At 43.8% G+C, this 23178-nt stretch carries 21 protein-coding genes; 13 read left to right on the top strand and 8 right to left on the bottom strand.

What is annotated here, in order from left to right:
• Positions 1-168: 168 nt before the first annotated feature.
• The 5 genes from MKY42_RS19070 to MKY42_RS19050 all read right to left on the bottom strand — a co-directional run bounded on the left by MKY42_RS19070 (position 169) and on the right by MKY42_RS19050 (position 4339).
• Entirely contained in the window at positions 169-564 is a 396-nt protein-coding gene (locus MKY42_RS19070) for a cupin domain-containing protein (protein WP_179264312.1), read from the bottom strand.
• Positions 565-585: 21 nt separating this feature from the next.
• Complete coding sequence (locus MKY42_RS19065) at positions 586-903, bottom strand: carboxymuconolactone decarboxylase family protein (protein WP_179264314.1); 318 nt, start codon at positions 901-903, stop codon at positions 586-588.
• A 355-nt stretch (positions 904-1258) separates the two neighbouring features.
• Positions 1259-2089, bottom strand: a complete 831-nt coding sequence (locus MKY42_RS19060; RefSeq protein ID WP_076289194.1) for a carbohydrate ABC transporter permease — start codon at positions 2087-2089, stop codon at positions 1259-1261.
• A gap of 1 nt (position 2090) precedes the next feature.
• Positions 2091-2963: a sugar ABC transporter permease gene (locus MKY42_RS19055; protein WP_090899648.1), complete on the bottom strand. Its 873-nt coding sequence runs from the start codon at positions 2961-2963 to the stop codon at positions 2091-2093.
• A gap of 68 nt (positions 2964-3031) precedes the next feature.
• Complete coding sequence (locus MKY42_RS19050; protein ID WP_090902447.1) at positions 3032-4339, bottom strand: ABC transporter substrate-binding protein; 1308 nt, start codon at positions 4337-4339, stop codon at positions 3032-3034.
• A gap of 212 nt (positions 4340-4551) precedes the next feature.
• On the opposite strand from MKY42_RS19050, the gene MKY42_RS19045 reads away from it, so the two are divergent.
• From MKY42_RS19045 to MKY42_RS19030, 4 genes are all read left to right on the top strand, one after another.
• Positions 4552-6315, top strand: a complete 1764-nt coding sequence (locus MKY42_RS19045) for a histidine kinase (RefSeq protein ID WP_339843962.1) — start codon at positions 4552-4554, stop codon at positions 6313-6315.
• An 18-nt stretch (positions 6316-6333) separates the two neighbouring features.
• Positions 6334-7842: a response regulator gene (locus MKY42_RS19040; RefSeq protein ID WP_339843960.1), complete on the top strand. Its 1509-nt coding sequence runs from the start codon at positions 6334-6336 to the stop codon at positions 7840-7842.
• A 185-nt stretch (positions 7843-8027) separates the two neighbouring features.
• Complete coding sequence (locus MKY42_RS19035) at positions 8028-8543, top strand: GNAT family N-acetyltransferase (RefSeq protein WP_090899639.1); 516 nt, start codon at positions 8028-8030, stop codon at positions 8541-8543.
• Positions 8544-8711: 168 nt separating this feature from the next.
• The gene (locus MKY42_RS19030; protein WP_090899636.1) at positions 8712-9845 is read left to right on the top strand and encodes a serine hydrolase domain-containing protein; all 1134 of its coding nucleotides are present in this window, start codon (positions 8712-8714) and stop codon (positions 9843-9845) included.
• Positions 9846-9933: 88 nt separating this feature from the next.
• On the opposite strand, the gene MKY42_RS19025 is transcribed toward MKY42_RS19030, so the two are convergent.
• Together MKY42_RS19025 and MKY42_RS19020 are read right to left on the bottom strand one after the other, a co-directional pair.
• Entirely contained in the window at positions 9934-10899 is a 966-nt protein-coding gene (locus tag MKY42_RS19025) for a DMT family transporter (protein ID WP_339843957.1), read from the bottom strand.
• 241 nt (positions 10900-11140) lie between these two features.
• A protein-coding gene (locus MKY42_RS19020; protein ID WP_339843955.1) for an IS3 family transposase occupies positions 11141-12501 on the bottom strand; the annotation gives its coding sequence in 2 pieces (ribosomal slippage) (positions 11141-12045 and positions 12045-12501; 1362 coding nt in all).
• 321 nt (positions 12502-12822) lie between these two features.
• On the opposite strand from MKY42_RS19020, the gene ppsA reads away from it, so the two are divergent.
• Positions 12823-15438 carry a phosphoenolpyruvate synthase gene (gene ppsA / locus MKY42_RS19015; protein WP_339843953.1) on the top strand — a complete coding sequence of 872 codons (2616 nt, stop codon included), beginning with the start codon at positions 12823-12825 and terminating at the stop codon, positions 15436-15438.
• A 70-nt stretch (positions 15439-15508) separates the two neighbouring features.
• Here the strand turns inward: ppsA and MKY42_RS19010 are convergent, their stop codons facing one another.
• A complete protein-coding gene (locus MKY42_RS19010; RefSeq protein ID WP_090899631.1) occupies positions 15509-15934 on the bottom strand; it encodes a MaoC family dehydratase in 426 nt (141 codons plus the stop codon).
• 327 nt (positions 15935-16261) lie between these two features.
• On the opposite strand from MKY42_RS19010, the gene MKY42_RS19005 reads away from it, so the two are divergent.
• From MKY42_RS19005 to MKY42_RS18970, 8 genes are all read left to right on the top strand, one after another.
• On the top strand, positions 16262-17251 hold the full coding sequence (locus tag MKY42_RS19005) for a LacI family DNA-binding transcriptional regulator (RefSeq protein WP_090899628.1): 990 nt from the start codon (positions 16262-16264) through the stop codon (positions 17249-17251).
• Positions 17244-18125 (top strand): ribokinase, encoded by an 882-nt coding sequence (gene rbsK / locus MKY42_RS19000; RefSeq protein WP_090899625.1) that lies wholly within the window; start codon positions 17244-17246, stop codon positions 18123-18125. Before MKY42_RS19005 ends, rbsK begins: the two co-directional genes overlap by 8 nt.
• Positions 18122-18523, top strand: a complete 402-nt coding sequence (gene rbsD / locus MKY42_RS18995; protein ID WP_090899622.1) for a D-ribose pyranase — start codon at positions 18122-18124, stop codon at positions 18521-18523. The genes rbsK and rbsD overlap by 4 nt, the downstream gene beginning before the upstream one ends.
• A 15-nt stretch (positions 18524-18538) precedes the next feature.
• Positions 18539-20020, top strand: a complete 1482-nt coding sequence (locus MKY42_RS18990; protein ID WP_339843950.1) for a sugar ABC transporter ATP-binding protein — start codon at positions 18539-18541, stop codon at positions 20018-20020.
• A 1-nt stretch (position 20021) separates the two neighbouring features.
• Positions 20022-20993 carry a ribose ABC transporter permease gene (rbsC, locus tag MKY42_RS18985; protein ID WP_090899615.1) on the top strand — a complete coding sequence of 324 codons (972 nt, stop codon included), beginning with the start codon at positions 20022-20024 and terminating at the stop codon, positions 20991-20993.
• Between the two features lie 14 nt (positions 20994-21007).
• Positions 21008-21937, top strand: a complete 930-nt coding sequence (rbsB, locus tag MKY42_RS18980) for a ribose ABC transporter substrate-binding protein RbsB (protein WP_090899612.1) — start codon at positions 21008-21010, stop codon at positions 21935-21937.
• A 185-nt stretch (positions 21938-22122) separates the two neighbouring features.
• A complete protein-coding gene (locus tag MKY42_RS18975; RefSeq protein WP_339843947.1) occupies positions 22123-22491 on the top strand; it encodes a hypothetical protein in 369 nt (122 codons plus the stop codon).
• Between the two features lie 106 nt (positions 22492-22597).
• Positions 22598-23170 carry a TetR/AcrR family transcriptional regulator gene (locus MKY42_RS18970; RefSeq protein ID WP_339843945.1) on the top strand — a complete coding sequence of 191 codons (573 nt, stop codon included), beginning with the start codon at positions 22598-22600 and terminating at the stop codon, positions 23168-23170.
• Positions 23171-23178: the final 8 nt, after the last annotated feature.

Below are 23178 nucleotides of genomic sequence, written 5' to 3'. Positions count from 1 at the left end.
AGAGTGCTTGGACTCCTGGATATAATCAAAAAAAAGGCATCTTATTCAACTAACGGGCAGAATCGGTTGAAGTGTGTTACTGGATGCGCTTGTAAGAATTACAACTTTACCCGCAATGTTAGATATATTCAATTTCATTCCTTTCATTTAGATACAGATTCTTTCGCCTTAGAGCGCGTTGTACCACTCATCATTCACAGGTTCTAACCATTCCGTCTGTCCAGGTGTCATAGCCAGATGCACAAACCAGCTATCGGCTGTTGCCCCATGCCAGTGCTTCACGTTAGGAGGAATATTTACAATATCTCCGGTTTTAAGCAATCGTGCGGGTTTACCTTCTTCTTGGTACCAGCCTTCACCACCTGTAATGAGTAATACTTGACCTACAACGTGTGAATGCCAATTATTGCGTGCTCCCGGCGCGAAAGTGACATTTCCAATGCTAGTGTTAAGTGGAGTTTCATCTGTAAAGACCATCTCCAGATATGCGTCTCCAATAAAATTGGCTTCTACTTTTTTTCCCAGCGGGAAGATAGTGCTGTTACTCAAATGTTCGTTTGTCATAATGGTTACCTGCTTTCTATTTTATTTATAAATGTCTTTTGCAATATTGAACGCAGACCATGCCTTAGGCCAGCCCACATAGAAGGAAAGGTGAGTAATCATTTCAGCCACTTCATGACGAGCTATTCCATTTTCCTTTGCTTTATGAAGGTGGGGGGTTAATTGTTCAAAATTTCCGCCGGCAATAAGTGCAGAGAGGGTAATCATACTGCGATCACGACTGGATAATTGTTCTACTCTTGACCATACCTCGCCAAACAGAATATCGTCATTCAACTCTGCAAATTTGGGGGCGAATTCACCCAATATATCTCGTCCAGCAGTTTGTTTTTTTTCCATAGCTACGTGATCCTCCATTCGCTATTCGTTTGAGAATTCTTTAGAATTTCCTTCTACTCGATAAGTCATCCGCAATCCGTTATGTTCCATTTGTTCGACTCTTATCCATTCAAAATGAACGGAGGTGCGAGATAAGCATCGGGCACTATTAATTTACATTCATACAATAATGAACATATATCTATTATTATATAAGAGAGAAGCGTATAATCAATTGTTGGATTCATTGAATTTGTTCATTAATAAACAGAGAGGTATGTGTTGTAAATAAACGTTAAGAGAGCATGAACAAAAAACGCTTTGGGAGTTGAATCGCCAAAAGCGCCCTAGTTTATTTCTATTTAAATACCAATGGTCACCCTTTGACTGCTCCCGCAGTAAGTCCGCTAACGATATATTTTTGTCCAAACAAGTAGAGGATAAACACAGGGAGTGAAGTCAGTACAAGATTCGCAAAAATCAAATTCCAATCTCGGCTGTATTTGCCGTAAAAATTATAGATCGAAAGCGGCATCGTCCACGTTGAGCTATTCGTAAGGAAGTACACCGGAATCGTAATATCATTCCATACCGACATAAACACCATGATCGCTACCGTTGCGTTAACGGGCAGAATAAGCGGTGTAACGATACGGAAAAACACGCCGAATACGCTGGCACCTTCGAGAAATGCAACCTCGTCCAGTGCTTTCGGAATGGTTTTGATAAATCCACTGTACAAAAATACGCTAAAAGCGGTATTAAGCGCCGCGTAGATCAGGATGACACTTGATATGCTGCCGTAAAACCCCAATCCCTGCACAACCCGAATCGTCGTAATGATCGACATTGGTGCGATCAATCCCATGAAGAAATACATATATATTGTGTTTGAAAGTTTGGTGTCCCGGCGTGCCAGAATGAAGGACGCTGCTGAAGAAGCGACAATGTTGATGATGGACGATATTCCCGTAATCCAGATGCTGTTCAGGAATGCTCTGGACAGACCGCCTTCTTCAAATACCCGGACATAGTTTGAGAACTGCCATTTATCCGGCAGACTCAAGGAGAAGCTGAGCACTTCAGCACTTGTTTTGAATGAACCCAGAATTAGAATTACCAGCGGCAACAGAATGAGCAGAGAGGCGAGCAGCAGAAATCCTTCAACAACATAGTTGCGAATAGCGAGTTTGCGAGTATATCCCATGTTATTCCGTAACCTCCTTGCGCCGCATGAAGATCAATAGCGGTATAGCAATAATCGTAACGACCACAAACAGAAGTGTGTTAACTGCGGTACCCAGTCCCCAGTTTCCTTCACCGAAAGAACGGAGAATGATGGTACCCACAACTTGTGAAGCGTTGCCTGGGCCACCGCCGGTCATGACATACACTTCCGAGAATACTTTAAGCCCGCCAATCAGTGTCAACATCAGATTAATATTGATGGCTGGCAGCAGCAGAGGCAGCGTAATTTTGAAAAAACTTTTCCAGGAGCTTGCTCCGTCAATCTTAGCGGCTTCATAATATTCTTGAGAAATAGATTGCAAACCAGCCAGATAGATGGCCATTTGGAATCCGGCGCTTTGCCAGATGGATACGATCGCAATCGTCCAGATGACAAGGGAAGGATTGGTCAACCAAGCTTGGCTTAATGAATGTAATCCGACTGCTTCCAATACATGATTGATCGTACCTTCTGTACGCAGCATTGGTGTGAACAGGATGCTGATGACCAGAATACTCAGTATGGAAGGGGAGTAGAAAATCGCGCGCAGCAGGTTCTTCGTTTTTAATCTCATGTTTAGCGCCACGGCAAGCAGCAGACCAATAATGTTTTTGCCAGCAACCGTAACAACGGCAAAAATGGCTGTATTTTTAAGCGCCAAAATAAGCGTTTTGTCCGAGAAAATTTTCTCAAAATTATCCCATCCAATAAACTTCAGATCAATCCGATCCAGCCGCCAATCCGTAAAAGAGTAATAAAAAGCAGCAATCGCTGGAACGACAAAAAAGATGGAGTAGATAAGCAGTGCCGGAAATACCATGTAATACGAATATAAATTTTTAGCCCTTTTCATGTTTCACACTCCGTTATGGCTAGGCAGCACATCATTCAGGAATGACATACTGCCCTGTATTTCAATTCTTAGAAACCGGAAACGCCTTTATCCTGCATCAGTTGACTGAACTTCTCATCCCAGGATTTTAATACTTCCTCCGGTGTCAAACCGCCAGCGAATTGATCCTGTAACAGCCTATACAGCTCACTGCGATCAACCAGCATGTAAGCATCGGTGGTTAATACGGTTTTCTTAGGCAGAATGTAATTGTCAACGATATCCTGTTTGTAAGCAGGCAACTCCGGTGTAGTAACATCGCTAAAATTAGATACATATCCTTTGGCATCGACGATCTGTTGAGCAATTTCCTTGGAGGCGATAAAGTCTAGGAACTGTTTGGCTTCGTCCAAATGCTTAGCCTTTTTCGGAATGAACAGCTGTCCTCCAAGCGGACTTGCACCCAGTTTGGCATCATCGGAAGACGGAATCGGGAATACGCCGAGTTCCATGCTTGGATCCTGCTCTGCTACGCCTTCGATTAACCAATCTCCCATAAACATCATGGCGACTTCCTTGTTCAGGAATTTGCCAACGGCCATGTCATAGCTGTCGCTAAGCACATCCGTATTGGTATATCCTTTGGTGTACACTTCATATTGCTGCTCCAAAAACGTTTTAAACTCAGGAATATCGGACCATTTTTTCTTGTTGCTGTTGAGCTCATCGAAAAAAGAAGGATCGTTTTTGGCTACAAAATCGGCAAATGCTGCCGCAGGCCAGATGTTCGCAGCCCAAGCATCTTTATAGGGCATGAATACCGGAGTAATGCCGCCAGCTTTAATTTTTTCACAAATCACCAAAAACTGTTCGTAACTTGTAGGGATGGACAGACCTAGATCAGCAAAAATCTGTTTGTTGTAAACAACACCTTGCATGCCCGTGTCCTGGCTGACATGGAAGCTGTAGATATGGCCGGCAGCGGAGAGCACATCTTTGTTTACAATTCTGCTGGCCCAGGACTCGTTATCCAGAATTTCAAAATTTCGCTCAAGATTCAGATCCGTAATCGCACTGGCCAAATTGTATTGAATGATGTCGGGCGTTTCATCGACAGCCAGCTTGGTTTGCAGCACGGTCGTTGTTTGCTCAGCCGGAATGAGCTGCAGATTGACAGAAATATTTGTCTGCTTTTCAAACTCATCGAGAATATCCTGCTGGATAAAGGCAGAATCCTGTGAACTCTTCGAAATCGCTAATTCCAGTGTGACCTTGCTGTTCTTATTGCCATTGCTTGCGGACGTGCCGGAATCAGTGCCACCTGATCCGCAAGCGGTCAGTGAAATGGACAACAAGCTTGCCAGTACCATGGATGCTGCTTTTTTTCTTTTATGCATTTTCAACGCAAATCCCCCTCTGAAACATGTAATGAATCCGTTTACAAGTCCAATTATAAAATCCACTTCTTCTCCGGTACATGTCTGTGCTTGAATATTTATGTGTAAAATTCTGAACTTGAAATCGCTATCATTTCATTCAAACCCATGCTACATTAAGACATGATCCAGACGAGTTGTACAGCATGACAAGACAGGAGGCTTCGCGAAGCATGGCTAAACTTATACATAGAGCCACACAATTCAGCTTGCAGACAAAAGTATTTTTGACATTTCTGGCCCTTCTTTTATTCGTGCTGGGCTGTTTTATCGTTTACGTGAACCTGGTCGTTATCCGCCCGCTTACACAAAAAACGGAGGAGGATACACTGATCACGGCCACCAAGGTACGAGAACAGGTTGACCTGTACGTAGAGCAGCAAAACCAGATGTCCCAGCGCATATTGTCCAATAAGGACATCTTCACAACGATGGACAAGAGCTCTTCAGCCCCAAGCAATTATGAACGACTGAACCAGATTCGGAAACTAAAAGATATCATGTTTCAAGCCATTGGCCCCAGCATGAACATCAAGGACATGTCCATTTATGATAAACAAGGTGTGCTGCTCACATCGTATCTGGGTTCAGGTCATCCTCCAACGATCCTGAGTACCCTGACGGAAAAAAGCAGGAGTGGACGAGCGTGGACCGGGAACGGTTTTATCCTGCTTCGAGAGGCAGACACGATCTCATTTCTCCGTACGGTCAACGATCAGAATGGCAAGTTATACGGATATCTTAGTATTCAAATGGATCAAGCTTACATTCAAAATCTCACGGAAGGAATTACAGCAGGAGATGTATTCATTTTGAACAAGCAAGGTGAACAAATGACTGGATCGGAAGCGAGAAAGAACGCTTTGACATGGAAAGAGCCTTTATCCGAAGAAGGACTGGCAGTTGATGAACAAAATAATTACGTTACACATTCTACATCTCACCAGACGGGTTGGATTACTTTTATAATAACGCCGAAAGATTCGGTTTTAGGCTCGATCCGTTCCGTACAAAGCATGTCCATTTTGCTAATTACAGCCTTAATGCTTATTTCTTTCGTGTACATTTTCTTCTCTACACGCAACCTGTTGCTTCCTATTCGCAAGCTTCGCAGCCAGATTTGGCGCATTAACTACAGCAATATGAAACTGAAAGTCGATGATCGGCCTAAAAATAACGACCTGCTGCTGTTGAATGAAGCTTTTCAGGACTTGATGGAACGTTTACAGCAGTCCATTGACCGTGAGAAGAAGGCATTGCATGAAGAAGTCACTGCACGGAATTCCGCATTACAAGCTCAGATTGCTCCCCATTTTCTTCATAACGTCCTCTATTTGATCAGTATTGCTGCTCAAGAGGGAAGAACCCGGGTCGTGTCTGATATGTGCAAACATCTGTCAGACAGTTTACGTTATATTGTTTCATCCCCTTATGCACATGTGACGATGACGGAGGAGCTTGAGCATACGAGACATTATTTGTCGTTGGTACAGCAAAAGTATGAAGAGGATTTGGAATGGAGCATCCATGCTGATGATCTGACGAGTGAAATCCGGCTGCCGCGGCTGGTTATTCAGCCTTTCGTTGAAAATTGCATTGAGCATGCTTTCTTCAATACTACGCCTCCCTGGCGTATCCAAATTACCGTAAAGCAGTATAACGGATTGTGGGCTCTGGAGATTAAAGACAACGGAGAGGGCTTCCCGCCAAATAAAATAGAAGAGATTTTGTCCAATATTCAGAAGTCCGGCTCCGGAATGAATCAATCCACTGATCGTCAGACAGCTCTTGGCAACATGGGGATCGTTAATAGCGTCAATCGGCTTAAACTGATGTATAGCAATCGGCTTTTATTTAATATGTACAACAATCATTCTGACGAGGAAAAAGGAGCAACCATTCAAATCATCGGATCGATGACGAGCGATTTTTACTGAGCACAGGAGGGATAGACCATGTACAAAATCATGATTGTTGAGGATAGCAAACCTATATTGCGCAATATTAAAATGCTGTTGGATAAGCTGAACTTTCCCGTTCACGTGGCAGTTACAGCCACGAATGGGGAAGAGGCGCTGGAAGCACTTCGGAAGCAGCCAATCGATCTTTTGTTGACAGACATACGAATGCCCAAGATGGATGGTTTATCACTAATTGAGCAGGCAAAGCTTGCCCAGCCGGAGTTGAAGGTTATTTTAATTAGCGGGTATAGCGATTTTGAATATACACGAAAAGCATTGAATTTGCAGGTGTTCGACTATTTGCTGAAGCCCGTCGAACCTGATGCTCTGGAGGAAGTCATGGGCAGAGTTATTAAGCAGCTCGATCAATCGAGGTCCAGAAACTTTCATGAGCTGCAGGAGATCGTTGATCCCCATAGTTATGCTGAAATTAAGCCAGGAGAACATGCTGCTTTTCTGGCCCCAATGATGATTATTCTGCGCAGACAGCCCTTCACCTCGGAACGGGAACGATGGGGACAAAAGACGTTACAGGCTTCTTTAGAAGATTTTTTTGCTCCTCGTCTATGTAAAGTGTTTCTAAGTCAAACTCCGCAGCAATTCATCGTTTTTGTAAACAGAGGAATTCTTGATTTGTATTCTTCTGTACATGAATGTCTCGAATCGTTGCGGCGTCATTTGGTTACACAAGGTATGGACACAACCATTGCTGGGCAGCTCGTATGGTCGGAATCTGTTAATCTGTCGGAGCTTTATTACCACATATCGTCCATCTTATCGATTCACCAGCGATTGAACAATGGATTGGTGCTGGATAGCGGAAATCCCGTCTCCATAGCAAGAACTGAGTCAGGTTGCCTGGATGCTGCATTGGAATCTGCTTTTGTCCACATGATACAAGCTCATCAGAAGGAACAGTTTGTCCTTAAGCTGTCCGAGTTGATGAATCGATGGACGGAGGATAACGTACATGTGAAAGAATTGGAACGATTTATCAATTTAGTAATAGATACATTCGCACATTTGCTTGAAGAGCAAGGGGCGGGAATTAGGCTTGGTTTGGAGCTTAGAGCAAAAAAACTGTTTGATGAAGAAACATATGGTGATTTTTGCAGTGAATTAACGGAATGGATTGGACAATGTTTTGATATGCTTCAATCCCATGGTCGGAAAAGCAGAGAAGATCTGTTTGTGCAAATGGATGAGTACATCAAACGGAACAAGTACACCCAGATATCCATCAATGACATTGCAATGAAGTTTCATGTCAGCCCCTCTTACGTTAGCAGAGTCATTAAAAACGCAACACAAGTTACGTTTGTTCAGTATTATACAAACCTTAGAATTAAGGAAGCCTGCAGACTGATGGAATGCCAACCCGAGATGAAGTTTAAGGAGTTATCGGATGTGCTATCATTCAGTGATCAGCATTATTTCTCCAAGGTATTTAAGGAATACACGGGATTCAGTCCCACAGAATACAAAGAAAAATTGCTTAAATAGTCCATTCAAGGAAAAGCACATTAAAATTTCGAAAACGTTTGCTATGTATTTTGATCTGCTTGGTCTCACTATTTTATGTTGCAAACGATACAAATTAGGAGTAGATTAAGATTATAAATTATGTTGTATTTGCGACAAAAAAATATAAGTATGTTGTGGATTCATAGAAGGAGAGATACATCACAATGACAGTTGAAATACGAGCTTGCCGTCGCGAGGATTTACAAAAACTGCAAGAAATAGGTATAGAAACATTCAACGATACATTTAAGGATCAGAATTCCCCTGACAATATGAGAGCTTATCTGGAAAAAGCATTTAACGCTAAACAATTGGAAGATGAACTGTCTAATAGCTGTTCAGACTTCTTTTTCGTCTACTACAATGATGAACTTGCCGGATATCTAAAAGTGAACAGAGATGGCGCCCAATCCGAAAAAATGAGTGATGCTTCACTAGAAATTGAGAGAATTTATATCAGGAAACCATTTCAAAAAAATGGACTGGGTAAATATCTGTTAAATAAAGCCATGGAGACCGCTTTGGAGCACAACAAGAAGCAGGTCTGGCTAGGAGTATGGGAAAAGAATGACAATGCCATTGCTTTTTACAGGAAGATGGGGTTTGTTCAAACGGGCTCTCACTCTTTTTATATGGGGGACGAGGAACAATTCGATTTTATCATGATCAAAACCCTGTAGTAATCGTACCGATCCTAAAAAAAATGTATGAATTGTTTAAAGTTGCTTTCTATTAGATATGGTCAATGCATGTGAATGGTCGTATATTAATACTATGTGGGTTATGTGCATAAACACAGATTCACGATGTGCAATGATAAACGATTCTACATTAAAGGACGGGGAAATATGGACTTTAAACCGCTTGCTTCATTTATTGACCGCATCACATCATGGAGAATTCCGTGGGCAGAGGTCCTTGTGATGCATCAAAATGATACCGTTTTCCGTTACCGCAATGGTTACGCCAATCTGGAGGAGCAAACGCCCATTGGTGATGGGGCGATCTTCAATCTCTACTCCATGACGAAAATTATGACCTGTGTGGCAGCGCTTCAACTTGTAGAGAGAGGGCAAATGCTGCTGAGCGATCCGTTGTCCGACTATCTGCCGGAGTATGCCGAGATGACGGTGAAGAAAACATTATCGAACGGCGAGGTCAGACTGGAAAAAGCGACAAGGGCGATTACGGTACGCGACTTGTTTACGATGACTGCCGGGTTCTCCTATGACATTGGCTCGCCAAGCATTCAGGAAGCTGTGCAAAGCACCAATGGTACATTACCGACAAGAGACTTTGCGAAAGCGCTCGCCAAGGAACCCCTTTTGTTTGAGCCAGGTACGCATTGGAACTATAGCATGTGTCATGATGTGCTCGGAGCTTTGGTGGAGGTTGTGAGTGGCAGACGATTTGGTACATATCTGCAAGAAGAAATTACCGGACCGCTAGGTATGAACGATACGGCATTCGATCTGAACGAGGAACAGAAGACGCGTCTGATTCCACAGTATGCTTACAATGATGAGCTTGAAAAAGCCGTACGCATGGACGGAAACGGGTTCCGGGTAGGCACGGATTTGGAGAGCGGCGGTGCCGGGCTGTTGTCTACCGTTAGCGATTATGCACTGTTCCTAAATGCGCTGACTGGACGCGGGACGAGTCCGCAAGGCGTGCGCATTCTGTCACAGGCTTCAGTGGAGCTTATGCGCACTGACCATCTGAACGATCTGACCCGTGGTGATTACTCATGGGATCATATGGGCGGGTATGGTTACGGGCTGGGTGTACGTACGCATGTCTCCAAGGCGGGCAGCGGTTCGTTAAGCCCGCTTGGTGAATTTGGATGGAGTGGGGCTGCCGGCTGCATGGCCATTATTGATCCAGATTCCGAACTCACTGTCATGTATGCGCAGCATTTGCTCAACAGTCAGGAGCCTTACATTCAGCGCCGTTTGCGTAATGTTGTTTACTCCTGCTTGTAAGACGGAAGTGGAATCTGACGAGTATTCGTACAATAGGAAACAAACAGGGACGCGACCAATGTCGCGCCCCTGTTATTATTTTTTTGAACTACGATTCGAGGGTATTTGAGAACTTTCGAGAGCTTACGCGATTAACCATATAAATGCCGATGGACACGAACAGCAATGCGATTAGGTTTTTGAATTCCATAATCGTTTCTCCCAAAAACAACGCCGATAGCAATGCACCAAACACTGGGATAAGGAAGTTATAGACAGATACTTTTCCCACTTTGTTGTATTTCAGAAGCAGATTCCACAAGCAAAATGCAGCTGATGAAAGTAAAACTAAGTAAATCAAGATGCCTGTTGATTCAAGTGTAAAATGCGCAACCCGACCGCCAAGCAGAAGTCCAAGTATGGTGAGTGCCAGTCCGCCGACAAACAGGCTGATTCCGGTAATAACGAGGACGTCGATGGAGCCTGTTAAGTGCTTTGCATAGATGGCCGTAATGGAAAAAATAAGAGCCGCAATAATAACGAAACCTTCACCTGTGAGAGAGAAAGAGAATTCCAGCAGATTGGAGTGAAAATTAACAATAACTACCCCAATGAATCCCAGCAAACAGCCGACTATTTTATTTTTGCTCAGTTTATCATTTTTATATAAAAAATGAGCCAGAACCACACTGAAAAAGGTCGTTGTCGCATTCATGATCGAACCTTTGACACCTGTTGTATTGGCTACACCAACATAAAAAAACATATATTGCAGACCCGTTTGGAACACGCCAAGCAAGATTAAACTTGAAAATTGTTTTCCAGACAGATTAAACTTCCGTTTACTCATGACACGAAACAGGAATAGGAGCAGTAATCCTGCTAAAATAAATCGATAACCCGCAAATACAAATTTTGATGGAATATCTTCCGCCAGGATGTCAAAAGCACTATATCCAAGCTTAATAAACGGGTAGGCACTTCCCCATAACAAGCAACAAATACTTGCAACTAAAGTTACAAATAAAGGATCGCTAAATTTGATCGGTTTCTCCATAGCTTTTATCTCATTCACTTTCAATCTTCTCCTCGCATGATATGTATATGTGTACGGGCTGATTGCACCTCACTGACCATATCACAAACTGCTAGTAGCTGTAACAAAAAAATGTAAAGACTATTTCTACAGAAAAGAGGCCTTAATCTTTTCAGTCATTGCTACATTGCGGTTCGTATTTTAACGTCATGAAAAAATGCCAATAGAAAAGAAGCCCAACCTCATTTTGAAGTGACCCCTTAAAGTTAGACAAATATTTTTATGCAATTTGTTGGGCATGAGCCCGGTATTGTACCGGACTCATGCCTTTTAATTTTGACTTGATGCGTTTGTGATTGTAGTAATCCATGTATCGTGCTAGCTCTTGTTTGAAGTGATCTACACTTTCAAATTCATGAAGATAAAAAAACTCTGACTTCATAATGCCAAAGAAGTTCTCCATTACTGCGTTATCATAACAATTCCCTTTGCGTGACATGCTCTGGGTAATCGCTTGTCCCTTTAAAGCCTGTCGATACTGTTTCATCTGGTAGTGCCAGCCTTGATCCGAATGCAGGAGGAGTTTATCCTCGTTGGACAAGCGTTTAAAGGCTTTATTTAGCATCTCGGAGACTAAGGAATACGTAGGGCGAGACCCTACTGTGTACGTAATAATCTCACCGTTATACAAGTCCAGAACAGGTGATAAATACATCTTTTCTCCAAACAACTTGAACTCTGTAATATCCGTAACCCATTTCTCATTTGGTTTTTTTGCTAGAAAATTACGATCCAGTACGTTGGGTGCAATTTTACCTACAGTTCCTTTATAGGAACGATATTTCTTCATACGCACCACTGATTTCAAGCCTAATTCTTTCATGATACGCAGTACTTTTTTATGGTTAACTCGATGTCCACGATTAACTAGTTCATCACAGATACGACGATATCCATAACGCCCGTGATGTTCCTCATAAATGGATTGAATAAGGAGTTTCAGGTCTGCGTCTAGATCGGGCTTGTCAAACTGCTTCACCCAGTAATAGAAGGTACTACGTGGGACTTCAGCGAACGCTAATAATGCAACCACCGGGAATTCAAGCCTTAATTCATAGACGACTTGCGCTTTGTCTTGTTTGGTGATTTTTCCTTGTTTTGAACTAAGGCATTCAACTTTTTTAAGTAGGCGTTTTCCATACGCAAACGTTCTAATTCAGCTTGTAGAGCTTCAGTCGATCCCTCAGCAGGTTCTTGCTTTTGAAGTCCTTTTTTATTCTTATCCGTCATACAATGACGCCCCTTTATCTTTGGTTTTAGGGCGTCGATCCCATTTTCATTGAACTGACTGCGCCACCTTCGAATAACCCCTGGAGAAGAGATATTGAAAATGACCGCAGCTTCATTTGGAGACGTCCCATTTTCGTTCATATAGTTGAGTACGTCTAGTTTATAGGTTAGAGAGTAAGCTGTATAGGTTTTTTCAAAAGCTTTTAAACCGTGATATTCGTATTGCTTGATCCACATACGCAGGATTTCATGATTAATTCCTAAGGATTTCGCAATGCTTTTAATCCCTTCATTTCCTGATAAATATTGATGAATAGCTTCTATTTTCAAGTCTAAATTAAATTTTGACAAAAAAACTGCACCTCCAATTGTTAGATGGTGTCTAACAATTGGGGTGCAGTTCATTTAAGGGTAGGCTGCTTTTCTATTGGCTTTCTACATCTATGACATAGAAGAGGCTTTCACGATAGTATCTAGTGGATCAAAAAAAGAACCGAGGTAATGTTCCTCGGTTCTTTGATATTGTATATAAACAAATACAATGATATAATCAAAACACACTTTTTTAATGTTGTTATTCATAATTATCTCATCTTATATTTAAATCTTATCATGGCCGTAAACTCTTTGTCAAATGTTTTTTTTCAATTTACTGGTTAGGGGAGATACCGAATGAGTTCCTGGGTTATCGGATTACAGGAAACGGAAAAATTGCAGCTTGCGCTCGCTGGTGGAAAAGGATTCAAACTAGCGAAGTTATCAAAGGTGGAAGGGGTAAAGGTTCCCGATGGATTTTGTGTTACAACCGTCGGATATCAAAAAGCCGTTGAACAAAACGAAACGTATCAAACTTTGCTGGATCAACTATCCTTGTTAAAAGCTGAAGAACGAGAGAAGATTAGTGAAATCAGCAGGAAGATCAGGGAGCTTATAATAGGCGCAGACATTCCTGCCGATGTTGAAAATGAAGTTGCTCATTATCTTTCCACATTTGGAGAGGGTCATGCGTATGCAGTACGTTCCAGTGCGACTGCTGAAGATTTACCACATGCCTCTTTTGCGGGTCAACAAGATACCTACTTAAATATCATCGGGAAAGAAGCAATCATGCACCATATCAGCAAATGTTGGGCTTCCCTGTTTACCGATCGGGCGGTGATCTACCGTATGCAAAATGGATTTGACCATGGTCAGGTTTACTTGTCCGTTATCATTCAAAAGATGATATTCCCAACGGCTTCAGGGATTTTATTTACGGCTGATCCGGTCACATCCAACCGGAAACTGGTATCTATCGACGCAAGTTTTGGACTTGGTGAGGCGCTGGTGTCCGGCCTGGTATCTGCTGATTGTTATAAAGTACGGGAAGGTGAAATTGTCGACAAGACGATAGCCCTCAAAACGTTGGCTATCTATGGACGGAAAGATGGTGGAACGTATACACATCAGATCGATCCCGTGCTGCAAAAGACGCAAACACTTACCGATCAACAAATTATGGAACTGGCACGCATAGGAAGACAGATCGAAGCTCATTTTGGTTTCCCGCAAGATATAGAATGGTGTTTGGCGGATGATACGTTTTATATAGTCCAAAGTCGGCCAATTACAACGTTATACCCGATTCCTGAAGCAAATGACCAGGAAAATCATGTGTACCTCTCTGTTGGTCACCAACAAATGATGACTGATCCTATGAAACCGCTGGGCTTATCCTTTTTTCTGTTAACGACTCCGGCACCCATGCGTATAGCTGGTGGAAGATTGTTTGTTGATATTACGCCTAGGCTGGCTTCGCCTGTCATGAGAGAAAACTTCATAAATACCATGGGACAATCCGATCCGCTCCTTAAGGACGCACTTACAACTGTAGTCAAGCGCCAGAATTTCATAAAATCGATACCAGTTGATCATCCAGCACCAACTCCACCTACTAACAATGAACAGAGCGCGTCTAATGGTTTTCAAGCACATATTGAAAATGAATCAACCATCGTCTCTGATTTGATTAAGAGCAATCAAGCCTCAGTAGAAGAGCTAAAACGTAACATCCAAAACAAGTCTGGATTGGATTTGTTTGATTTTATCCTTGAAGATCTGCAAGAATTGAAGAGATTTCTATCTGACCCACGAAGTTCAAATGTTTTTATGACTGCCATGAAGGCTTCAGCATGGATCAATGAAAACATGAAAGAGTGGTTGGGTGAGAAAAATGCAGCGGATACGCTGTCTCAATCGGTACCTAACAATATCACTTCCGAAATGGGTCTCGCATTACTGGATGTTGCAGATGTGATTCGTCCTTATCCGGAAGTCATTGCTTATTTACAGCATGTGAAAGAGGATGACTTTATGGATGAACTTGCTAAGGTTGAGGGTGGACAGGAAACAAGGGACGCTATCCAGGATTATCTGGACAAATACGGCATGAGATGTGCCGGAGAAATCGATCTGACCAGAACCCGTTGGATTGAAAAACCCATTACACTTGTGCCATTGATTCTGGGTAACATCAAAAACTTTGAGCCTAATGCAAGCAAACGGAAATTTGAGCAGGGAAGACAGGAAGCGTTGAAGAAAGAACAAGAAATATTAGATCGGTTGAAGTTATTGCCTGACGGTGAACAAAAAGCCAAGGAAACGAAACGAATGATTGACTTGGTTCGCAACTTCATCGGGTATCGGGAATATCCCAAATACGGCATGATCAATCGTTACTTCGTCTATAAACAGGCTTTATTGAAAGAAGCCGAACGACTTGCACAAGCGGGTGTTATTGCCGAAAAAGAAGATATATATTTTCTCACTTTTGAAGAACTTCGTGAAGTTGTACACACCAATAATCTGGATGAGAAGATCATTACTCAACGAAAAGGTGATTACAAAATCTATGATAAGCTAACGCCACCTCGTGTGCTCACGTCTGATGGTGAAATCATTACAGGTGAGTATAAGCGTGAAAATCTGCCAGCCGATGCTATTATGGGGCTGCCTGTTTCTTCCGGGGTGATCGAGGGCCGAGCACGTGTCATTTTCAATATTGAAGATGCTGATCTGGAAGATGGAGATATACTAGTGACTCCGTATACGGATCCGAGCTGGACACCATTATTTGTTTCTATAAAAGGCCTAGTTACCGAAGTGGGTGGACTGATGACCCATGGAGCTGTAATTGCGCGTGAATATGGCTTGCCAGCGATTGTTGGAGTGGAGAAGGCAACCCATCGAATAAAAGATGGGCAGCGAATTCGGGTACATGGAACCGAAGGATATATCGAAATATTGTGAATAAACGACCGTTGACTGGTATATACATTGCCGGGTGACGGTCGCTGTTTAAAATGACTTATATGTGAATTCAATTACGAATCAGAGCACTTAATTCTGCCTGAAAAACCTTCTCATTATTTTGGTTAAAAGTAGTGAGCAGCACGGTGACAATTCCACCACTACTCCTTCTTGGAGCCAATTCCATCACTTCAGCTAGAACTCTAATTTCATCATCTGGAAACACAGGTTTGATAAACTTTATATTATTCATACCTGTTCCTGCGACAACCTCTTCACCATATATCCCGAGTTCCACCCATAGCTTGAAGGACGTGCTCATCGTCTGCATACCCGAAGCAATGAGGCTGCCGAAGCGGCCTTCTTTGGCTTTGGCCTCATCTATATGCATATATTGAGGATCATAGATTTTTGCAAAATCAATAATATCCTTCTTTGACAATTGAATAGAATTGGTTCTATAGGACTTGCCTATAACATACTCGTTAAATTTCAATGATGTACACCTCCGTATATCTACTCTAATGGATAGGTCGAATGTAAAGCAAGCAGTGCTCAACTTGAACATGTATCTTAATGTTCTATTATAACCATTCCGCGCATTGATTTAGTATCGATGTTTCAGTTCACCCTCGAAGGAAGTTGTTTAATTTTGATTGAATATATAGATTGGTTCAAGGTGACGCTATGGCATAGTGTTACTGCGTTAAGTAGGTCTTTATCTGATGACTAGGATAAATTTCCAGTCATAAAAGGATTGTCAAACTGAAATAAATATGATATTTTCATATCTGTAACCGGTTACACATAGGAGTGAACGTTCATGACAACAATAAAAGATGTAGCTAACTTGGCTGGCGTTTCGGTAGCCACCGTATCCAGGGTCATTAATGAAAGAGGTTATGTTCATGCGGACACTCGCAAGAAAGTGGAGGAAGCGGTTAAGCAACTTAACTTCTCTCCCAATGAGGTGGCCCGCTCTTTATACAAGCGCAAGTCCAAATTGATTGGCCTGCTGTTACCCGATATTGCAAACCCTTACTTTCCGCAGCTTGCACGCGGTGTAGAGGACCGGATGCAGGAGCAGGAATTCAGACTGATTTTCGGAAATAGTGATGAGGATGAACAGAAGGAAAAGGATTACATCCAGACTTTTATCCAGAATAATGTAGTCGGCGTAATCTCTTCAACGAATTACCCTCACTCTTCAATATATGAGAACTTGAAGATCCCCGTGGTGTTTCTTGACAGAACACCTCTGGACAGTCCCTCCGTATATGCGGATGGCAGAGAGGGTGGACGTCTGGCTGCACGGGAGATTATCAATCGCGGAAGCCGCCGAATTACGGTTATGCAGGGGCCGGCACATATCAAACCCGCGCAGGACCGTTTTGAAGGCGCAATCGAGAGCATACGTCAGGCCGGCCTGGATTACCGTGTAATCCAAACGACATCCTTTTCCTTTAACGATGTTGGGTTATGGGCGGACGAGCTTTTTAGCAAGTACGGCGATACAGACGGAGTCATTGCCAGTAATGACATCGCAGCTATGGCGGTACTGCACGAGGCATTGCGCATCGGTAAAAAAGTTCCGGAGGACATGCAGATTATCGGCTTCGACGATATTCCGATGAGCAGCCTGCTATCACCGGCATTGTCGACCATTCGCCAACCGGCATACGAGATGGGAAGAGAAGCTGCCGGTTTGCTTATCAAACTGGTGGAACAAGCTCCAATCGAAAACAAACACATACAGCTTCCGGTCAGTTTCATTGAACGGGGCACAACAAGAAAGGTGAATTCAGATGGCTAAAATATGCGTTATTGGCAGCAGCTCCATGGATCTGGTTGTTACTTCCTCAAGACGGCCTGGGGCGGGTGAAACCGTCCTTGGCGACAGCTTCAAAACAGTTCCTGGCGGCAAAGGAGCAAATCAGGCAGTCGCTGCCGCAAGACTGGGGGCCGACGTTTCCATGATCGGCAGAGTGGGTGATGATGCTTTTGGTACAGCCATTTTAAATAATTTCAAAGCAAATGGTGTAAATACGCAGAATGTGAAACCGGTTACACATATGGAGAGCGGCACAGCTCATATCGTGCTGGCTGAAGGTGATAATAGTATCGTGGTGGTTGAAGCGGCAAATCGCGAAGTTACACCAGCCTATGTTGATGAAGCGGCAGAAGTGATCCAACGTGCAGATATTGTACTGATTCAGCAGGAAATTCCGGAGGAAACCGTTGTTCGTGTCAGCGAGATTTGCGCTCAAAGCGGAACTCCACTGTTATTGAATCCTGCACCTGCAAGGAAAGTACCGGATGAGGTCATTGACAAAGCTGCTTATATCACGCCGAACGAGCATGAGGCCGAGATATTGTTTCAGGGCATGACTCCGGCTGAGGCGCTGCGCAAATATCCAAACAAGTTGTTTATTACGGAGGGCAGCAACGGGGTTCGATATTTTGACGGCGAACAGGAGATCGTTGTACCTACTTATAAAGTGGAACCAGTGGATACAACCGGAGCGGGTGATACGTTCAACGCCGCATTTGCAGTCGCTCTGGCGGAAGGGAAACCGTTACAAGACAGCATTAGATTCGCCAACCGGGCTGCATCGCTATCCGTGACCAAGTTCGGCGCACAAGGAGGCATGCCAACACGGGGTGAAGTGGAGGCAAGCCTGAAATGAAGAAGCAGGGAATATTGAACAGTCACATCTCCAAGGTGTTATCTGATCTGGGTCATACGGACATGATTGTCATCGCGGATGCTGGCCTTCCGGTTCCAGACGGTGTACTCAAAATCGATTTGTCCCTGAAACTGGGGACACCCAGTTTTCAAGAGGTCGTGGAGCTTATTGCGGACGATATGGTCGTTGAGAAAGTGATTCTGGCAGCAGAGATCCAGGCAGGGAATCCAGAAGCTTTGCAATTTATGACCGAGAAATTTGGCGATGGAGCAATTGACGTTTCCATCAGTCATGAACAATTCAAGGCGTTGACCCGGAATGCCAAAGTCGTCATTCGTACGGGCGAAGCTACGCCGTATGCCAATTGCATCTTACAATCGGGCGTCATTTTCGGTTAAAAGGGGGACGGTATCATGCTTATTCAGATGCAAGACATATATAAAGCGTTTGGCACCAACCAAGTGCTAAGCGGGGTAGATTTCGAACTGAAAGAAGGCGAGGTTCATGCCTTGATGGGAGAGAACGGGGCCGGCAAATCCACGTTAATGAACATTTTGATTGGTCTTCACGGGCGTGATCAGGGAACCATCTCTATTGACGGCAAAGAAACCTATTTTGCCAATCCGAAGGAAGCCGAGAAGATGGGACTTGCTTTTATCCACCAAGAGTTGAACGTTTGGCCGGAAATGACGGTGCTTGATAATCTCTTCATCGGTAAGGAAATAACTTCATCTATAGGGTTGCTAAATACAAGACAAATGAAAGCGCTTGCCACCGAGCAGTTTGCCAAGCTTTCCGTGCAGATCCCGCTGGATCGTCCTGCCGGGGAATGTTCTGTCGGACAGCAGCAAATGATTGAAATTGCCAAGGCACTCATGACCGATGCTAAAGTCATCATTATGGATGAGCCCACGGCGGCGCTTACGGAGCGGGAGATTCAGAAGTTGTTCGGCGTGATCACTTCGCTTAAGAAAAATGGTGTTTCCATCGTATATATCTCGCACCGGATGGAGGAGATTTTCACCATTTGCGACCGGATTACAATCATGCGTGACGGCAAAACGGTAGACACCAAGACGATTCCGGAGACCAGTTTTGACGAAGTGGTGCGGAAGATGGTTGGACGGGAACTCACGGAACGATATCCGGCACGAAATCCTTCGTACGGTGAAGTAGTCCTTGAAGTACGGGACGCAAGCAGCAAAGGATTGTTCCAGAATATCAGCTTTACGGTGAGAGCAGGCGAGATTCTCGGGTTCTCCGGATTGATGGGTTCGGGACGGACAGAGATCATGCGGGCAATCTTCGGTCTGCAATCTCTGGATGGTGGCGAGATCATGATTCGAGGCAAAAAGGTTCATATTCGGAAGCCAGCGGATGCGGTTAAACATGGAATTGGATTTATTACGGAAGACCGCAAGGATGAAGGCTTGGTGCTTGATTTCTCCATTCGTGAGAATATGGCTTTACCCAATCTGTTCAGCTTCTCAAGTAAAGGGTTCATCTCGACTCAGAAAGAACAGGAATTTGTGGATACGCTCATCAAACGTTTGCAAATCAAGACACAATCCTCTGAGACGGCAGCACGAAACCTGTCAGGGGGCAACCAGCAGAAGGTGGTTATCGCCAAATGGGTCGGCATTGGCCCAAGTGTACTTATCCTGGATGAGCCAACACGAGGCGTGGACGTTGGAGCCAAACGAGAAATTTATCAGTTGATGAACGAGCTGACTGACCGCGGGGTTGCCATCATTATGATATCTTCCGAGCTGCCTGAAGTGCTCGGCATGAGCGATCGAATCGCGGTAGTGCATGAGGGACACATTAGCGGTGAACTGGCAAAAGAAGAGGCAACACAGGAAAACATTATGACATTGGCTACAGGGGGACAATGATATGACAACTTTGCAGGAAAACCAACCCGCCAAAAGCGGCTTCCGTCTAACGAATCTGACACAGAAATTAGGTCCGTTGCTCGGACTGATCATTTTGATTATCATCGTATCGGTATTGAATCCAAGCTTTTTGGAACCGCTTAACATCTTGAATCTATTGCGTCAGGTTTCGATTAACGCGTTGATTGCTTTTGGCATGACATTTGTCATTCTGACTGGCGGCATCGACTTGTCGGTTGGCTCCATTCTGGCGTTATCTAGCGCCTTTGTAGCCAATATGATGCTGTCCGGCCTGGACCCGATTCTGTCAATCATTATTGGTGTTGCGCTCGGCGGAGTCATGGGTATGGTGAACGGGCTGATGATAACGAAGGGCAAGATGGCTCCGTTTATTGCTACATTAGCAACGATGACGGTGTTCCGGGGATTAACGCTGGTATATACAAACGGTAATCCGATAACCGGATTGGGCGATAGCCTGCTGTTCCAACTGTTCGGTCGTGGTTATATGCTAGGCATACCGGTTCCAGCAATCACAATGCTCATTACATTCGTAATATTGTGGACGATTTTGCATAAAACAGCTTTCGGTCGTAAAACGTACGCACTTGGGGGCAATGAGAAAGCGTCCATTATCTCAGGTATTAAAGTGCATCGCGTAAAAATCATGATTTATTCCCTGGTAGGTATGCTGTCAGCACTGGCAGGCGCAATTCTGACCTCCCGTCTGAATTCTGCGCAGCCTACGGCAGGGACTTCATATGAACTGGATGCCATTGCAGCTGTTGTTCTGGGTGGAACAAGCCTGTCAGGTGGTAGAGGACGGATCGTCGGCACACTGATTGGGGTCCTGATTATCGGCGTGCTGAACAATGGTTTGAACCTGCTCGGAGTAAACTCGTTTTATCAAATGGTTGTAAAAGGTGTCGTTATTGCCATCGCTGTCCTGCTGGACCGCAAGAAAACGGCTTAAGGAGAGAAGCGAACATGAAAAAACTAACCATATTGCTTGTAAGCGTAATGATGATCGTTCTGGCAGGATGCTCTCTGGAGCCTCCGGGTTGGGCTAAGCCCGACTCTGCCGGAAGCAATGGACAGAAAAAAATCGGCCTGTCGGTCTCCACGTTGAATAATCCATTCTTTGTTTCCCTTAAGGACGGAGTCGTTGCAGAAGCCAAAAAACAAGGAATTCAGGTCATTGTGGTTGATGCTCAAAATGATTCAGCCAAACAAACGAATGATGTGGACGACCTGATTCAACAGGGCGTGGATGCCCTTCTGATTAACCCTGCTGATTCCGCGGCAATCTCTACGGCTGTACAATCGGCTAATAGTGTGGGTATTCCTGTGATTACACTTGACCGTTCGGCCGACAAAGGCGACGTGGCCGCATTGGTCGCATCCGATAACGTCAAAGGTGGGCAAATGGCGGCGGAATATTTCGTAGAACATCTTGGCGAAGGAGCAAAGGTGATCGAACTTGAGGGTGTACCCGGAGCCTCTGCAACAAGAGAGCGGGGGAAAGGTTTTCACGAGATTGCTGATCAAAAACTGAATGTGGTTGCAAAGCAGTCTGCCGATTTCGATCGTTCCAAAGGTTTGAATGTCATGGAGAATCTGCTGCAGGGCAATCCTGATGTACAGGCGGTATTTGCCCATAACGACGAGATGGCGCTGGGCGCGATTGAAGCAATTCAAAGTTCTGGTAAAGACATTCCCGTAATTGGATTTGACGGCAACGATGATGCGATCAAATCCATTAAAGACGGAAAGCTGACGGCAACAGTCGCTCAACAGCCAGTACTAATTGGCCAGCTGGCGGTGCAAGCTGCTTTGGATGTGCTGGATGGCAAGCAGGTAGAGAAATCAATTCCGGCTGAATTGAAGCTGGTGACCAAGGAAAACGCGAACAATTAATTTAACCAATACATCCCGTTCTGGACATTATGTCTAGGGCGGGATTTTCATTTTATCCATCTGCTATGGTGGAGAAGACAGTTAACATTGAAACCTGCATTAGTTTGTGCCCGTTATAATATTGATCACATCTCGCGGGGCATGTAAATTAGTTTTATGCATGAGAAAAGGAGAGGTAGCGCTACATGGAAAATGTATCAGAAGAAGAAAAATTGCTATCCATTCAAGCTTTCCAATCGACCATACGCAAATCCGAAAACGCCTTGACTAATTTGACTCAGAAAGGGAATAACACTACTTTATTAAATAAACGACTCAATGCCTTAAACATTGGTTTGGCAATGCTGGAAACGGTTTGGAATCAAGAAGCTCATCAGTACACCAAGGAAGAGTTAGCAGAAGCTCGAAATGTTCTGAATGGTTTATTCCCGTCACTTGAGAACAGTTATAGTAAGTCGAAAGCGGGCAGCCCTCAAAAGACGCTTTTAAGAAGAAGAATTAAAGCATTCGAATTAGCTGTTCAGGCCATGGATGATCATCTTGCGAATAAATAAAAAAAATCTTCTTTTGCACATGTCATCCCTGTAATCTGTCCACTTGTTCAATTCCAGTTTGCCGATGGTTCACTTCATTGTATAATGATTATTCGAGGTGATGAGGATGGCAAGATCCAAAGAATTTGAAGTTAATGAAGTATTAGATAAAGCAATACAATTGTTCTGGACCCAAGGATATGAGAAAACATCAATGCAAGATTTGGTTGGATATATGGGCATTCACCGCAGAAGTATCTATGATACATTCGGGGATAAGCATGCTCTCTTTATGAAAGCTCTTGAACGATATGAAACGAAGCAGACCAACAAAATGAGGTTTCTAATTGGTACCCAAAAACCAATCAAAGAGATTATTCGGGCATTGTTTGAGTCAACAATAAGAAATGAAGGACAACCTATAGGCTGTTTTCTTGTAAACTCAGGCGTGGAACTGGGCGTGTTGGATCCTGAAGTTGCATCCTTGGTTAATGAGAGTTACTTGCAAACAGAGGAATTCTTGAGAAACCTTATTCTGGAAGGCCAGCAAAAGGGTGAAATCAAGGCTGACGTTGACCCTGTAGTTATTTCTCATTATTTGATGAATGCATGGGTGGGGATACGTACGTTGGTTAAGACCACTACGGATCAGCAAAAGTTAAAAAATATTGTGGATATGACACTATCCGTTTTAGATTGAACGCGGAG

Source organism: Paenibacillus sp. FSL W7-1088 (assembly GCF_037969855.1).
In the GTDB taxonomy this organism is placed as follows: domain Bacteria; phylum Bacillota; class Bacilli; order Paenibacillales; family Paenibacillaceae; genus Paenibacillus.
The sequence above is the reverse complement of the archived record's forward strand: the minus strand, read 5'-3'. Positions and strand labels throughout refer to the sequence as shown.